The 15,986-nt window shown below is 37.0% G+C and carries 18 protein-coding genes; 8 read left to right on the top strand and 10 right to left on the bottom strand.

Annotation, left to right across the window (positions count from 1 at the left end; genetic code table 11):
• Positions 1–6: 6 nt before the first annotated feature.
• A complete protein-coding gene (locus P0092_RS02030; RefSeq protein WP_004619919.1) occupies positions 7–693 on the bottom strand; it encodes a DUF2238 domain-containing protein in 687 nt (228 codons plus the stop codon).
• A gap of 156 nt (positions 694–849) precedes the next feature.
• Between P0092_RS02030 and P0092_RS02025 the strand changes: the two genes are divergently transcribed.
• The 4 genes from P0092_RS02025 (at position 850) to P0092_RS02010 (ending at position 5,043) form a co-directional block, all read left to right on the top strand.
• Entirely contained in the window at positions 850–1,263 is a 414-nt protein-coding gene (locus P0092_RS02025) for a GtrA family protein (RefSeq protein WP_004619917.1), read from the top strand.
• A 73-nt stretch (positions 1,264–1,336) separates the two neighbouring features.
• Positions 1,337–1,633, top strand: coding sequence for a hypothetical protein (locus P0092_RS02020; RefSeq protein WP_004619915.1), 297 nt, complete (start codon positions 1,337–1,339; stop codon positions 1,631–1,633).
• Between the two features lie 64 nt (positions 1,634–1,697).
• Positions 1,698–4,130, top strand: a complete 2,433-nt coding sequence (locus tag P0092_RS02015) for a mannose-1-phosphate guanyltransferase (protein WP_040758951.1) — start codon at positions 1,698–1,700, stop codon at positions 4,128–4,130.
• A 1-nt stretch (position 4,131) separates the two neighbouring features.
• The gene (locus tag P0092_RS02010; RefSeq protein ID WP_004619912.1) at positions 4,132–5,043 is read left to right on the top strand and encodes an RluA family pseudouridine synthase; all 912 of its coding nucleotides are present in this window, start codon (positions 4,132–4,134) and stop codon (positions 5,041–5,043) included.
• Positions 5,044–5,079: 36 nt separating this feature from the next.
• On the opposite strand, the gene P0092_RS02005 is transcribed toward P0092_RS02010, so the two are convergent.
• From P0092_RS02005 to proS, 3 genes are all read right to left on the bottom strand, one after another.
• Complete coding sequence (locus P0092_RS02005) at positions 5,080–5,262, bottom strand: hypothetical protein (protein ID WP_040758948.1); 183 nt, start codon at positions 5,260–5,262, stop codon at positions 5,080–5,082.
• Positions 5,263–5,328: 66 nt separating this feature from the next.
• Positions 5,329–6,114, bottom strand: coding sequence for a CAP domain-containing protein (locus P0092_RS02000; protein ID WP_004619911.1), 786 nt, complete (start codon positions 6,112–6,114; stop codon positions 5,329–5,331).
• Positions 6,115–6,287: 173 nt separating this feature from the next.
• Positions 6,288–7,724, bottom strand: a complete 1,437-nt coding sequence (gene proS / locus P0092_RS01995) for a proline--tRNA ligase (RefSeq protein WP_004619907.1) — start codon at positions 7,722–7,724, stop codon at positions 6,288–6,290.
• Between the two features lie 192 nt (positions 7,725–7,916).
• On the opposite strand from proS, the gene ispF reads away from it, so the two are divergent.
• On the top strand, positions 7,917–8,387 hold the full coding sequence (ispF, locus tag P0092_RS01990; RefSeq protein ID WP_004619906.1) for a 2-C-methyl-D-erythritol 2,4-cyclodiphosphate synthase: 471 nt from the start codon (positions 7,917–7,919) through the stop codon (positions 8,385–8,387).
• Between the two features lie 169 nt (positions 8,388–8,556).
• Positions 8,557–8,679 (top strand): hypothetical protein, encoded by a 123-nt coding sequence (locus tag P0092_RS01985; RefSeq protein WP_276187051.1) that lies wholly within the window; start codon positions 8,557–8,559, stop codon positions 8,677–8,679.
• A gap of 1 nt (position 8,680) precedes the next feature.
• Here P0092_RS01985 and P0092_RS01980 read toward each other — a convergent pair whose 3' ends face one another.
• From P0092_RS01980 to P0092_RS01970, 3 genes are read right to left on the bottom strand one after another with little or no spacing between them, the layout of a single operon-like run.
• Positions 8,681–10,315, bottom strand: coding sequence for an ABC transporter ATP-binding protein (locus P0092_RS01980; protein WP_004619904.1), 1,635 nt, complete (start codon positions 10,313–10,315; stop codon positions 8,681–8,683).
• Between the two features lie 23 nt (positions 10,316–10,338).
• Complete coding sequence (gene ispD, locus P0092_RS01975; protein WP_004619897.1) at positions 10,339–11,046, bottom strand: 2-C-methyl-D-erythritol 4-phosphate cytidylyltransferase; 708 nt, start codon at positions 11,044–11,046, stop codon at positions 10,339–10,341.
• Between the two features lie 28 nt (positions 11,047–11,074).
• Complete coding sequence (locus P0092_RS01970; protein ID WP_276187050.1) at positions 11,075–11,953, bottom strand: PIN/TRAM domain-containing protein; 879 nt, start codon at positions 11,951–11,953, stop codon at positions 11,075–11,077.
• 10 nt (positions 11,954–11,963) lie between these two features.
• Here P0092_RS01970 and P0092_RS01965 point away from each other — a divergent pair, with 10 nt between their 5' ends.
• Positions 11,964–12,167 carry a hypothetical protein gene (locus tag P0092_RS01965; protein WP_276187049.1) on the top strand — a complete coding sequence of 68 codons (204 nt, stop codon included), beginning with the start codon at positions 11,964–11,966 and terminating at the stop codon, positions 12,165–12,167.
• On the opposite strand, the gene P0092_RS01960 is transcribed toward P0092_RS01965, so the two are convergent.
• Entirely contained in the window at positions 12,139–12,618 is a 480-nt protein-coding gene (locus tag P0092_RS01960) for a CarD family transcriptional regulator (RefSeq protein ID WP_004619883.1), read from the bottom strand. The genes P0092_RS01965 and P0092_RS01960 overlap by 29 nt on opposite strands.
• Positions 12,619–12,955: 337 nt before the next feature.
• On the opposite strand from P0092_RS01960, the gene P0092_RS01955 reads away from it, so the two are divergent.
• A complete protein-coding gene (locus P0092_RS01955; protein ID WP_004619882.1) occupies positions 12,956–13,351 on the top strand; it encodes a hypothetical protein in 396 nt (131 codons plus the stop codon).
• Positions 13,352–13,405: 54 nt separating this feature from the next.
• On the opposite strand, the gene disA is transcribed toward P0092_RS01955, so the two are convergent.
• Positions 13,406–14,491, bottom strand: coding sequence for a DNA integrity scanning diadenylate cyclase DisA (disA, locus tag P0092_RS01950; protein WP_004619881.1), 1,086 nt, complete (start codon positions 14,489–14,491; stop codon positions 13,406–13,408).
• Between the two features lie 84 nt (positions 14,492–14,575).
• Complete coding sequence (gene radA, locus P0092_RS01945) at positions 14,576–15,967, bottom strand: DNA repair protein RadA (RefSeq protein ID WP_004619879.1); 1,392 nt, start codon at positions 15,965–15,967, stop codon at positions 14,576–14,578.
• Positions 15,968–15,986: the final 19 nt, after the last annotated feature.

Raw genomic sequence — 15,986 nt, 5'->3', positions numbered from 1 at the left:
TTTAAACTATTTTTTTAGGTACATTACCATATATATTTTATGATTCTTATTAATCCTTAATATTATGCAGGTACTCATTGAAATGAGTGAGCCCAGTGCTGCCAATGCCATATCTTTTTGCGAATCCCATAAGTCCCTCTGATATCCCAGAACAGCATTCATATGTCCGTTAGACAAAAGCATTTCTGAAAACATCTGAAAAAGCTCATACATTGCAGCTATGGAAAGAATTATTATCACTGAAAGCATACATGCTCCAATATATCTGATTCGCAGCCTGTAATATATACTTTCCAAAACCGGTACTGAAATGAGAAGACCAAAAATAAAATTAACTAATCGGTCAAAATAATTTCTGTGTACACCAAAAAGCCTGCTGATAAAAGTTCCTACAGGGCAGGCAGCATAGGTATAATGAGCACCTACCGCATGTAAAATCAACACCGTCAGAATACAGAAATACGCCCAATTTGAAAGTCTGTTTTTCGTGTATAAAAATCCAAGCATTACTACTGCAATAATGGGAATAATGCTTTCATACCACCATTCAAACTTATCAACAGGTTTTATTGACAGAATTATAAAAACTATGAAATATGCCGCCATCATTCCATGCAGTACATGATTCTTTCTAAAAGGAGTCCTGTTTTTCCTTGTGTCAAGAAGTGAAAATTTTTTCATGAATTTAGACATGTTCTATCTCCAATCAAATTATATTAGTTCAGTTTTCACCATCCTGGCTATTCAGTCAATTTTTATGGTAAAATTATTAGACAACTACGGCTTTTGCCATAGTATTATATATACTTATATAATACTCAAATATGTTTAAAAAGGGTGAGGATTATAATGAACTCTTTCGCTGTTTTGAAGGATAAATTCGGCAATGTTATAAGTCAGATGATAAAATATGGTCTTGTAGGCGTAATTAATACACTTATCACCATGATAATTCTTTTTGTTCTGCAGAATGCTTTTGGTGTTTCCTATAAGCTTGCAAACGGTGCAGGTTATGTATGCGGATTTATTAATAGTTTTATTTTAAATAAGTTATGGACATTTAAAGGTAACCAAAAGTCTACTTTAAGCCAGTTCATACGGTTTGCACTGGTATTTGCAGGATGCTACGCAGTACAGCTAGGCTTGGTTATTCTCCTTGTAGAAAAAATTCACATTGATAAAAATATTTCTCAGCTTATGGGAATGGTTTTTTATACCCTTGTAAGCTTTTTGTTAAATAAAATGTTTACTTTTAAGGATTAACAAAAAAACCCCGCTTAAATCCTTGCATTGTTACAAATACTATTTGTAACTAATTCAAGGAGGCTTTAAAATTATGCAGGAAGAACTTGTTTTTCTATATACAAATTTATCAGATGCAAAACACGTACTGGGAAGTCTAAAGGATAACGGAATTCAAAAGGCATACCTTACTACTACTGAATTCGGACTTCACATCGGTATAAGCGAAAAACAGTTAATCAAAAAATTCCCGGGTGCTCTACTTTCAACAGTTGTAAAGGTGGTGGTTGAAGTTGAACCTCACAATAAACAAAATGCAGTTTCTGTGCTTGAGGAAAGTTTTGGAGTTGAAGACCTTAAAATATTAAAGGATTATTACAATAAAAGCTGAATATTATATAATAGTGAATTTTACCCATTAGTAGTATCAATTACCATGAATGCGGGGTGATAGTATGAAAGCTGTTATTATGGCAGGCGGTGAAGGTTCCAGGCTCCGACCCCTTACTTGTGATTTACCAAAACCGATGGTTCCCGTAATGAACAAACCTGTATTGGAACATACTATTGGTTTATTAAAAAGTTATGGTATTACAGACATTGGTATAACTTTGTTGTATCATCCTCAAATAATCAAAGACTACTTTGGCAGCGGACATTCTCACGGGGTAAATATATATTACTTCCTTGAAGAATCTCCATTAGGTACTGCAGGGGGGATAAAAAATGCCCGGGACTTTTTGGATGAAACCTTTATTGTAATAAGCGGTGACTCTCTTACTGATTTGGATATTGATAAAGCCCTGAAATATCACCAATCAAAAAAATCCATTGCGACACTTATACTTGCAAAGGTTGATGTCCCTCTGGAATATGGAGTTGTTTTAACTGATGAAAACGGCTCGGTAAAGGGATTTGTTGAAAAGCCCAGCTGGGGTGAGATTTTCAGTGACATGGTTAACACCGGTATATATATACTGGAGCCCGAAATTCTTAGCTACATAGAATCGGGTAAAAAAATGGATTTCAGTAAGGATGTATTTCCAGCTCTTCTTTCCTCCTCCAAGCAAATCTTTGGCTATGTCACTAATAACTACTGGTGTGACATAGGAGACACACACTCATATATAAACTCACATTGCGATATTCTTAATGGAAAACTAAAAATAAATATCGGGGAACAATTTAATGAGAATGTTTGGGTTGGCCCCGGTACAATCATTGATAAAAGTGCTCGGATTATACCTCCCTGCGTTATAGGCTCCAACTGCAAAATAGGCAGTGGTTCAGTTATCGGAAGCCATACTGTTATAGGTAATAACACCATTGTTAAAAACAATGTATCCGTAGTAAGAAGTGTTTTATGGGAAAATTGCTATGTTGAGAATGGCAGCGAACTAAGAGGGGCAATACTGTGTAATCATGTTAATCTCAAAAATTATGTCTCAGTATTTGAAAATTCGGTTATAGGTGAAGGCTGTAAAATAAATGAGCGGTCTATTATAAAGCCAAATATACGGCTGTGGCCGGAAAAAGTTGTGGAGCCTCTTGCCATAGTTGACAGAAACATGATTTGGGGTGCAAAGCATAATAGCAAAATTTTCGGTGAAAACGGAATATCAGGCATTATAAATGTAGATATTTCACCTGAATATGCTACGAGACTCGGTGCTGCTTATGGCTCCCACCTTAAAACAGGCTCTAAAGTTGTAGTCAGCTCAACCAATTCCAACTCCGCCCGAATGTTCAAACACGCTTTTATTTCCGGAATACTCTCTGTAGGCATTGAAGTATTCAATATGAGCAGCCTGCTTACTCCCATCTCAAGATATTCCATTGGCTATCTAAAAGCAGAAGGCGGAATCCATATAAAGACTGATATGGAGAATCCCAATTTAATACGAGTGGATTTTATGGATTCACGAGGAACTTCAATAAATAAGTACTCCGAGCGCAAAATAGAAAACTCCTTCTTCCGTGAAGATTTTAAAAGATGTTCTTCCCAACAAATCAGCAGGTTGAATAATATTACTGATTTCAGCAGCTATTACGTAAGAGACCTCATTAAGAAAACTAATGTAAATGCTATAATGCAGCAAAGCCCCAGAATATGTATATTCTCCAAATCAGAATTCGTTTTATCCATTGTTGGCCCAATGCTTACAAACATGGGCTGCCAGACTACGTGTTATGAAAACTTTTCGGATATACCTTCGGTAACTTCAGTATTAGTTGAAACTAATTGCGAATTTGGTGCTATAATTGACAGTAACGGTGAAAATCTTACTCTAATAAGCAGAGAAGGAATTGTTGTAAAAGACGACTTGTTTGAGGCCTTTATTTCTCTTATTATTTTCAAAAGATCACCGGGAACAACATTCTATGTACCTATTACAAGTTCAGATGTAATAGAAAGGCTTGCTTCAAGATATCGTTGTGTTGTAAAAAGAACTAAAAATTGCCTGCAGGCGGTTATGGATGAGATTTTAAGTGAAAGAAGCAGTTCAGCAGGTTCTGACCAACTTGTACTTAATTTTGACGCTATAGCAGGACTTGTTAATATAATTGAATACATGTGTGTATCGGGAATAACTTTAAACCAACTGCTTCTGGAAATCCCTAAAATTTACATAGATAAAAAGAGCATTTACTGCCCTTGGGAGTTAAAAGGTACGGTAATGCGAAGAATAATAAATGATAATAAAGACAAAAGAGCTGAACTTCTGGATGGAATTAAGTTATACCTTGAAGACGGCTGGGTGCTTATAATACCTGATGCTGATACTCCCGCTTTTAAAATAATTTCTGAAGGAAGCTCTGCAATTGCTGCAAAAGAACATTGTATAAGATTTCACAATATTGTAGAAAGGATTATTACAAACAGTTAATATGAGATCAATTACAGCAGAAAAAAACCATGAGGGTAAAAAGATTGATAGGGTAGTGCGTGATTTTTTCCCCAATCTGGCCTCAGGTATGTTATACAAGGCACTTCGAAAGAAGGATATAAAAGTAAATGGAATACGCATAAAAGAGGACTATATTGTCAGCTGCGGAGACAAGATAGATATTTATATTATTGATGATTATCTGCTTGGCCGTAATGACGAAGGTTTTTCAGTGGTTTATGATGATGACAACCTTCTGATTGTAAATAAGGAAGCAGGAATTCCTGTTCATCCTGATAAAAATCAAAAAGAAGCGACACTGATTGATAAGCTCCAAAGCATATACGGCCCCAATCTGGCCTTATGCCACAGACTTGACAGAAATACCAGCGGACTGGTGATAGTAGCTAAAAACAATCCCACTCTGGAAGTTATGCTGGATAAAATAAAGGACAGGGAAATACAGAAGTACTACAGCTGTATTGTATCAGGCAAAATGGAAAAAAAGAAAGCAGAACTGGTTGATTATCTGGACAAAAATGAAAAACTCAGCAGAGTATTTATAACCTCTGAGAAAACCAGAAATTCCGTTCAGATAATTACCAGATACCGTGTAACGGAGTCTTTGAATTCCCTTAGTATGCTTGAGGTAGAGCTGGTTACTGGCAGAACCCATCAAATAAGAGCACATCTCGCCTATTACGGCCATCCGATAATAGGCGACGGCAAGTACGGCAAAAACATCGAAAACAAACAGTATAATGCCAAATACCAGCTTCTTTGTGCCAGCAGGCTTACTTTTGACTTTCAAAGCTCTGCAAGACATTTAAATTATCTGAATAAAAAAACCATTGCCATCGACCCGCCATTCAGCTTGATACAGGTAGCTGATAATCAGAGTAAAAAAATGTGAGTAAAAAAAGGAGCTATTACAAAATAGAAAAGTTATTTATTTAACACCTGTACTCCCGTATAAAATTGTATCAATGATTGCTTCCAAGATATTTGCAAGTGTTTCTAACGGCTCTTCATAGGATATTTTACCGTCGCTCACATTCATTGTGAAGGTTTTACGGTAAAATATCCTTGTTCGCCGATAAACAACTGCAAATATCCTTAACCAAGCCTCCATTGATACAATTTATACTCACGTAAAGTCTAGAAAAGATTTGATTTTGCAATAACCCTTTTTTTGCTTTTACTTCTTCATAAACATTTCTACAAACAGCTTACCGTATGTGGGACTCTCTACAACACCAATCCCTGTGTGGGTAAAGTCTTTGTTGTACAGATTGTTTCCGCTTTCTTTAAGCCATGCTGTCAAAGCCTTTTCCATTGATTGATTTCCAGCAAGGTTCTCACCTGCTACACTGAATTTCACACCGTACTTTTTCATCATGTCAAATGGAGTTCCGTAATATGAAGAAGTATGGCTGAAGTAATTATTATTTTTCATATCAGTTGCCTTCATTCTAGCCAACTCTAAAAGTCCTTCATCAAAAACCAGAGGACTCAACCCTTCTTCTTTTCTGGCCTTATTAACCATATCCAGCATGTTCTTTTCATCAGGTGAAACATCTATAACCTTAGCTGCAACCGTCTTGGGTGCAGCAGTCTTGACGGTCTTTTTAGCTGTCTCGGTCTGCTTTGGTTTTGCTTCGGCTTTTTTCTGCTGAGTAACTTTGAAATATTTGGATGATACTGCTCCGACATTTCCATTTCCACTGTCATAAACAGCATACCAATCTCCCAGCTTTCCCATGACAGTTAACTTCTGACCTTTTTTGAGTTTGCACAGACTTTCAAATTTGGTATTCGGACCCGTACGCAAGTGTACGTCCTGAGCCGTAACTGTTCCGGCTGCTGAAGCCACCTGTTGATAAGCTTGTGATGCATCTACCCTGTACTGTAAACTAACAGGTAAAAATGTAAATGCGGAAACCATAATACTTAATACTATCGCTGTTTTTTTTCTTGTTTTCATTGAAACCCCTCCTGCTTTTACTTACTATATTTGGTTAAACAGCCTTATGTTGATAGTATTGACATGTTTTCCATATTTATTTACATTATTGAGAAATATTAATGAAAAAGCAAAAAAACAGGTGGACATCATAATATATGATGTCCGCCTGTTTTTTATTTTAGTATTATTAATTAATATGCTTTACCCCAGTATACCATTGATTTTGCAGGTTTTCCGCAGCACATGCACTTCTCTGACAGTTGTTCCTGCTCAAAAGGCATACATCTTGCCGTTGCACCTGTCTTTTCCTTAACCAGGTCTTCACACTCACGGTCGCCGCACCACATACCTTTTACAAAGCCCGGGGTGGTATTTATGATTTGCTCAAACTCATCAATAGTTGTAGCAGTATAAGTCTTCTTATCCCTTAACTCTCTGGCCTTTTCAAGGAGTGAATTCTGTATGTCCGCAAGAGTGTTTTCAACTGTTTCTTCCAGATTGTCCAAAGAAACAAATATCTTCTCTCTGTTATCTCTTCTAACCAATACAGCCTGATTCTTTTCAATATCCTTTGGACCTATTTCAAGGCGCATAGGAACACCCTTCATCTCATATTCACTGAACTTCCAACCCGGCATTTTGTCGCTGTCGTCCATTTTTACTCTGAACTTAGCTGAAAGCCTGTCTTTTAATTCATTTGCTTTCTCCAGAACACCTTCCTTATGTTGAGAAACAGGTATTATAATCAACTGTGTAGGCGCTACTGCAGGAGGGAGAACCAAACCGCTGTCATCTCCGTGTACCATTATAATCGCACCTATAAGACGAGTAGTTACGCCCCATGAGGTCTGGTGTACATATTGGAGCTGATTGTTCTTATCTGTATATTGAATATCAAAAGCCTTTGCAAACCCATCACCAAAATTATGGGATGTACCCGATTGTAAAGCCTTTCCATCATGCATAAGGCTTTCAATTGTGTAGGTAGCATGGGCTCCTGCAAATTTTTCCTTATCGGTCTTTCTGCCTTTTATAACAGGAATAGCAAGTACGTTTTCCAAAACATCAGCATATACGTTAAGCATTTTTATGGTCTCTTCCTGAGCTTCCTCAGCTGTAGCATGAGCAGTATGTCCTTCCTGCCACAGAAATTCCAGTGTTCTCAAAAACGGTCTTGTAGTCTTTTCCCATCTTACTACAGAACACCATTGGTTATAGAGCTTTGGCAAGTCTCTGTAGGATTGGATGGAATTTGAATAATGCTCGCAAAACAGGGTTTCAGAAGTAGGTCTTACGCAAAGCCTTTCTGTCAGCTTTTCATCTCCTCCGTGAGTTACCCATGCAACTTCAGGTGCAAATCCTTCAACATGCTCCTTTTCCTTTAGCAATAAGCTCTCAGGTATGAACATAGGCATGTAAACATTTTCATGTCCTGTAGCCTTAAATCTTGTATCCAAGGCTTTCTGAAGATTTTCCCATATTGCATAGCCATAAGGCTTTATAACCATACAACCTCTGACACTTGAGTAATCTACAAGTTCAGCCTTCTTTATAACATCGGTATACCACTGTGCGAAATCATCATTCATAGAAGTTATTTCTTCTACCAGTTTTTTATCCTTAGCCATCTTTACCTCCAGTACTGTATTTAAACACTTAATTTTATATTTATTATTCAGTAATCTGCCTGCCGACTTAATTAAAAAAGTCCTAACTACTATTATATAATATATTTACCATGGTATGTCAATAGCACTTGCACGGGCGTAAACGGTTATAATATAATGTGTTTGTACATTTTTTAAGAAATGGAGAATACTATGAAAGTTGGAATTGGCCAAGACAGTCACAAATTTGATTTTCAAAACAATACTAAAAAGTTTATACTGGGAGGCGTGGTTTTTGATGAAGTAACACCACTGGATGGAAACAGTGATGCGGATGTAGTTCTCCATGCACTTACCAATGCAATATCCGGTGTAACCTGCGTTAACATACTTGGAAAAATCAGCGATGAAATGTGCCTTGAAAAAGGAATTACAGACAGCTCCCAATATTTGAAGGAGGCTCTTAAATATCTGGTTGATGTTAAGGTGGTACACGTATCAATTTCAATAGAGTGTTCCCACCCTAAGATATCACCTAAGATTGCAGAAATGCGCAAATCCATATCTGAACTTCTAGCTATTCCCGAAAACTGTGTAGGAATAACAGCTACGACAGGTGAAGGCCTGACCGCATTTGGTCAGGGCAAAGGAGTACAGGCCTTTTGTGTTGTTACTGCAATATAAAAGCTGTGAAAATGGGCTGATGTTTTAGCCTATACTTTAGAGTATAAATCATATCAATGGAAGCTTGGTTAAAGATATTTGCAGATGTTTATAGGCGAACGCGGAGATTTTACCGGAAAACCTATCACGAGGTAGGTTTTAGCGACACACTGAATCATGGACGATGAATGTGAGCGACGGTAAAATATCCAAAGATGAGCCGATAGAAACTCTTGCAAATATCTTGGAAGCAATCATTGATATAATTTTATACGGGAGTAGAAATGATAAAACAGTAACAACCCATTTTTAAACTAAAATTCAATCACTTTGTTTATAAATTCCATATTATCCACTATATGGGACACAACAATGAGAATTCCTTTAAATTCATTATTTTTGAGAATATTCAGTACGATATCACGTGTTTCAACGTCCACATTTGAAATAGGCTCATCTAGTATTACAATATCTTTGTTCAGAAGCATTGCCCGCACAAAGGCAATTACCTGTGCCTGTCCTCCCGAAACACCGGCTGTATTCTGGGATATTTCTGAATCCAAGCCATTCGGGAGTCTTTTTATGTACGAGTCCAGATTCAGTTGCTTTATCAGCAGCTCAACATCCTCGCGTTTCTTTTGGTTCTGACCGTACAATATATTATCAAGAACAGTGCCTCTGAACAGGAATATACTTTGGGACACAATACCGATTCTATCTCTCAGGCTTTTGTTATTTATAGTGGATAAATCCTTATCATTAAAAAGTATCTTTCCTTCCTCCGGTGTATACAATCCAACCAGAAGCTTTATGAGTGTAGATTTCCCGGAACCGTTTTCACCACGTAAAAGGACTTTTTCACCTTTGCTTATTTCAAAATTTAAGGAATTAATAACGTTTTTAGTATTGCTGTTATATCTGAATGATACATTTTCTACTTTAATGGAATCAATATTGCTTTCTAGAATCTCTGTTTTTCCTTCATTTTCGCCCTTCATATCCAACAGCTCATACAATCTTTCTATACTAAGACACGCAGGCTTTATTGTGGTTCCTACTGTCGCCAAACCTTGACTTGCACCAAAAACCCTTCCTATGTATAGTGAAAAAGAAGTATACAGACCTATTGTAAACTGCCCCTTAATAATAAGAATTGCCGCAATCAGCAGTATTATAAGAGTTCCCATGTTATTAGCTATTGTAATATTCTCAATAAAAACTAATATTGATTTGCTTTGCTTTATACTTTTCTTTACAAGGTCATCAAGCTTGCTTTTAAACCTCTTCAACTGATTTTCTTTTCCGTTCAATACCTTTATATCTTCAATCCCGTTGATTATTTCAAAACATTCTCCGTTTAAAACAGCATTTGATTCCATCATCTGGTGAGTGACCTTCATAAATCCTCCTGCGGATGCCTTTGAGGAAAAGTAAAATACAGGGGATAGAATAACAGTAACCAAAGCCAGTTTGAAATTCAGTGAAAACATAGCTATTGCCGCCGCAACTGCATCAACAAGACCAAGAAGCAGCCCTATATTTGAGGGTGAAAATACAACACTGACGTTACCGCATTCCCCTATTCTGCTTTGTATGTAGCCCTTTTCTGTATTTGATAAATAACTCATTGGAAGATCCAACACCTTGCTTATTACTGAATATCTCATTTCATTTGTAACTTCATTGCTTACTTTTGCAAAAATATACTGTGCTGCAAAAGAAATAGCATATCTTAACACATACAGCAATGCAATTAATCCAATATAGTAATATAATTCCTTGTAGCTCTTAGACCCTTCCACAACATTATCAAGTATATACCCGATAAAGTAAGGTATGGGAACAGAAACAGCTGAACACAATATAGTACCTGCAATGCCTATACAAAAAAACAAACGGTACTTTTTGATAAATGGTATTATTTTAAGCAGACTCTTTAAGCTCCCCATAAATCACATTCCCTTCATACTATTTACAAAGAAGACAGCAAAGACTCTCCCATTATTAAATCCTCGGGAGTAGTAATTTTTATATTCTGATAGCTGCCTTCCACAATTTTAACCGGTAAACCCAGTTTCTCAACCAAAACCATATCATCGGTTCCGATATAGTCATTCTGTACAGCTTTGTCATGGGCAGTCTTTATAACCTCATACATAAAGCCCTGGGGTGTTTGAATACTCCAAAGACTGCTCCTGTCCGGGGTTGACTGTACAAACCCGTTATTATCCGAAATCTTGATAGTATCCTTTGACCGAACCCCAACTCCGCAGGCACCAAATTCTTTGGCGGCAGCTATACAATCCACAATGTTTTTATTTGAAACAAAAGGTCTTGCACCATCATGAATCAATACAATAGCTTTTTCATCCCTAATAGAACAAAGTCCCTTATAAACCGAGTTTTGACGTTCCGCACCTCCGCTCACAAGGGAAATTACCTTTGTAAAATTAAACTTCTTCACTATTTCATGCTTGCAAAAATTTATATCTTCCTCATTAACAACAAGTATTATATTATCAACCTCAGAACAACTCTCAAATACACTTATTGTTCTGGCAAGTACAGGTATCCCGGCTATTTCCAAATACTGCTTGTTAATACTGGAATTCATCCTTGTACCTTTTCCTGCTGCGGTTATAATAGCAGTTACTTTTTTAGATATATCACTTGAGTTCAAATCGAAATGCCTCCATATCCTTATGTAGTTAATCACTTATATTGGGTTTAACAAAAACCATTCGTCCCGCAGATGTCTGAAGCATACTTGTTACCATTACGGGAATTGTCTGACCCAGATACTTTTTACCCCCATCTACAACAACCATAGTTCCATCTTCCAAAAACCCAACACCTTGTCCGTTTTCTTTTCCATCTTTTACAACCAGTATATTCATTTCCTCCCCCGGTAGAGCAACGGGTTTAACTGCATTGGCAAGGTCGTTTATATTGAGCACCTGTATTCCCTTTAATGAAGCAACCTTTGTAAGGTTGTAATCAATTGTTATAAGCTTGCATTTTAGCTTTTGTGCCGTTTTAAGAAGTTTTTCATCAACTTCCTGTATATCTGGGAAATCTGTTTCGTCTATTTTTACAATACTATTACCTTCCTTTTGAAGCAGATTAAGTATATCCAATCCTCTTCTGCCTCTGGCTCTCCTCAGTCCGTCCTGAGAATCAGCTATATGCCTTAGTTCTTCAAGGACATAAGCAGGAATTACAATATCACCTTCCAAAAACCCTGTATTGAATATGTCAAGAATCCTACCGTCAATAATTGTGCAGGTGTCAACAAGTTTCTTATTACGAGAGGAAGACTGCTCCTTAAAAATATCTGCTATACTCTCATTTTTCTTTCTTTGGGAAAGGATAACTCCCATAAGTCCGAACAATATATTTATTATTACTGCAAAGGGCAGCCCTATAATCTGAATTTTCATTATCGGTATGCTTACAAGATTTGCAACAATGAGTCCAAGTATAAGTCCCGCAGCTCCCAGAACCAGCTCAGACATTGTTACATTTTGAATGCCTTTTTCAATCTTATCAATGAAGCCCGTAAGCACTTCAATTATCTTAGCTGCCATAAAATAAAAAATGGCACAGAAAACGGATGAAAACAGTATCACTAATGGTACTTTTAGATTTTCACCGATTTTTATATTAAATGATAAAATTGTATGTAAAATAGTAAATCCGGTAACAGCTCCTAGAATAGAAAAAGATATTTTAATAATCCTGTTTAGCACATTCATTCTCCTTCAAAGGCGTCTCAGCCGTAAAGGTACTCTTGGATTTTAATCTCAACTTCATGCTGATTAATGCCTTTTACAAGAACCAATTCACTTATTAGTATCTGTTTTGCGCTGCTCAACATTTTTCTCTCACCTGTAGAAAGCCCTTTTTCCTTTTCTCTTTGCATAAGACTTCTAACAACATCAGCTACCTCAAAAATGTCGCCGCTTTTTATCTTGACCATGTTTTCCCGATAGCGTTTATTCCAATTGGATGGAATTTCATGCTGGCCGTCCTTCAAAAAATTAAAGACATTGTCAGCTTCAGAAACACTTATTACACCTCTTATGCCTATATCAGTAATGTTATTGGTAGGTATCATAACCTTCAAATCACCAATAGGTATTTTCATAACATAATAGCTGCATTTTTTACCAAGTATTTCCTTTTCCTCTATGGATTCAATAACACCCGCACCATGCATGGGATATACAATTTTATCTCCTACGTTATACATAGCAATCCTCCATAAAAAATAACGCAAACCTTTCCACTATTTGTATATCCAAAAGCTCTTATGAATCTATGTAAATATCTGTATTCAGTCGAGCTGTTAATAAATATAAAACAAAAATACTAAAACGCACTAATACTATAGTTGAGTGCGTTTGGATTAATTTATATAAAATTGTCTCAATAATTCAAGTATACTACAAAGAATATTTAATGTCAAAAATCAAACATATATATTAACAGTTAAAATTAATTCTGTTAAATATTGTTTTTTGGGGTTTGACAGTATTTATAGGTAAAAGTATAATAAAGGCAGACATCTAAATACTGAGGTGAATCACATGAAGGATATACTTGTTGATGATTTTCAATACACTGCACAGGAGCTGCTTGTAAGAAATAGGAGTATTCTAGACTTAATTACGAAATATCAGGATTCAAATTCCCGGGTAAACAGAGCGGTTATTAAATCTGTTACTCAATGTGGATGTTTAACCATCAATGCCCACAAACAGGATATTCCTGCCGATGCTAACTTTGACGAAATGAAAAACTCTGTGAATGGGCATGTTGAAGGTACTTTATGTGACAATTGCAGGGATGCCATAGAACGTGATATTGGGAGAAATCTCTTTTATCTGGCTTCCATCTGTAACACATTGGATTTAAATCTTTATGATATTATTTTAAAAGAAAACGACAGAATACGGATGCTTGGCAAATATAATCTGAGATGATTAAAAGGGATTAACAAATATGTTAATCCCTTTATTTTATTTCCCCATGTCTTACTAATATATTGACCTTTTATCCATTATAGTCTGCTCCTTTATTCTCGAAAGGCCTTCTGTAATGGATTTTGCCCGCACTTCCCCGATGCCTTCAACTTTATCCAAATCTTCTATACTTGCCTTAACTACACCCTGAAGATTCTGAAACTCACCAATTATATTTTTCATTATGGTAACAGGAAGTTTTGGCAGACGGCTCAACATTCTGTAGCCTCTTGGTGAAACAGCAGTATCCAGCGAAACTGCGGCTCCTGAGAAGCCTAATAGTTTTGTAACGCTTGCAAGTTCTACAAGGTCATCGTTTGACAAACTGCGAAGCTGTTTTATTATATCATTTGTATTTTGCCCGTCTTTTTTTATTTGGTAATCCTCAATAACAAGCCATACATTGTTCTCAACATTCTGAAGAAGTTCTTCTAACTGCATGCTTATAAGTCTTCCTTCATTGCCCAGCTCACAAATATACCTGTCAATCTCGTCAACTATCCGCATTACCATTTCAGTCCTTTGAATAACATATGCCACATCGTTGAGTGTAACTATATCTTCTAATTCCATTACATTTAAATTCTTTATTCCTGCATCAAGTACGCTTTTGTACTTCTCCAGAGTCTGCAATGCCTGATTTGCACGGGTCAGTATTGTTGATGTATCCCTTAATATATATTTCCTGTTATCCTTGTAAAGGGTAATAACATTTCGTCTTTGGGAAATACATAAAACAATCTCACCTGTCTGTTTTGCAAATCTTTCTGCCGTTTTATGTCTGGTTCCTGTTTCAGTGGTTACTATACTGGCATCAGGTATAAGGAGTGCATTTGCATACAAAATTACCTTTAAATCCTTACTGACTATTATTGCTCCGTCCATTTTTGCAAGTTCATAAAGGTGTGATGAGGTATAAGGTTTGTTTATGGTAAATCCGCCATCAACTATCTTTATTACCTCTGGAGAGTCCCCGATTACAATCAAGGCACCGGTTTTTGCCTTTAATATGTTTTCCAGACCCTCTCGGAGTGAAGTTCCCGGTGCCATCATCCTTAAAACATCTAAAAAGCTGTCATTTTTTAATCTCTCCAACCTCATTTTATATTGCTCCTCCATTTGACTCTATTCTTTATATTTACCCTAGACTATTTTACAATAAATTGATATATATAACAATTTGTATTATTTAAAAACCATACCTATTACTTCTTGGATTGATTTTACTTCATGTATTTTTATATTTTTTATATCAAGTGCTCTTATAAGTGCACCCTTAGCCACATAAACATGCCTGAATCCTCTCCTGTCAAGCTCTCTGATTCTCAATTCAAGGGAGGGTACCTTTTTTAGTTCTCCCGTAAGTCCCACATCGGCTATGAAAGCAGCGTCATTTGGTATTTCCTTATCAAAAACAGACGATACAATGCTCATTATTATTGACAGGTTTACAGCAGTCTCTTTGAACTTCAAGCCCCCTGTGGTCTTTATGACAACATCCTTATCATACAGAGATATTTTCCCCCTCTGTTCAAGGATGGATATCAGCGTATTGAGCTGTTCTCGTCTTACACACTCTCCGATTCTGGAAGGAAACGGCGTATATGTCTTTGATACAAGACTCTCTATCTCTACTATAATGGGTCTTGAGCCGTCTTTTACGACGGTAAGTGCACTTCCCGACACTCTTTCATTTTTATCTCTGGTGGTCATAAAGTATTCAGACGGGTTATCTATTGATTCTAGGCCATTTTCTGTCATTGAAAAATAGCCACGTTCCCATGTACTTCCAAACCTGTTTTTTGATACTGAAAGCCCCCTGAGCTCTTCTTCATTATCCCCATCCAATATCAGCACCGCATCCACCAAATGTTCAAGAGCCCTGAGTCCCGCTATTTCCTCGCTTTTATTCATCTGCCCCACCAGAAATACCGCTCTGGGCCGTGCAGGGTCTTTTGCAAGTTTCAGAAGCTCGTTGGCACACTCCATGGTCTGTGTAGGAGAACCTGCTCTGGAGCCGGGAAAACCTTCTAACACAAAGGTCTGTATACTGTCTACTATTAGAAGCTCCGGGTCTACCTCTGCTACAACACTTAGTACATTATCCATACTATTGTCCGAATATACCCACACATTATCCTGGATTTTACTAAAAATCCTGTCAGCCCTGCTTTTTATCTGGCTTTCGCTTTCTTCTCCCGAGGCATAAAGCACCTTCAGCCCTTTTGAGGCAACGTCCCCGGCAACCTGCAAAAGCAAAGTGGACTTTCCTGCACCGGGTTTAGCAGTGATGATAGTTATTGAGTCCTTGACTATTCCTCCGCCCATAACCCTATTGAACTCACTGATACCCGTTACAATACGGTCACTATTGCCGGCCTTAACGTGAGTCAGCTTTACTATAGGTTTCGTTACCCTTGCCGAAGCTGACCGGGCATTCTTTTGATTTTGAATTTCCCTTTCTTCAAAGGTATTCCAGCTATCGCATTCCGGGCATCGCCCCACCCATTTGGAGGACTCGTATCCGCAATTGCTGCATTTGAAAACTGTTTTGTTTTTTATGTTAACCAACCCCATTTTTTTACTTTCAAATTAT

The sequence above is a fragment of the Ruminiclostridium papyrosolvens DSM 2782 genome (genome assembly GCF_029318685.1).
Lineage (GTDB): Bacteria > Bacillota > Clostridia > Acetivibrionales > DSM-1351 > Ruminiclostridium > Ruminiclostridium papyrosolvens.
Note: the sequence above shows the minus strand (reverse complement) of the source record. Positions and strands in the feature narration are given on the sequence as shown.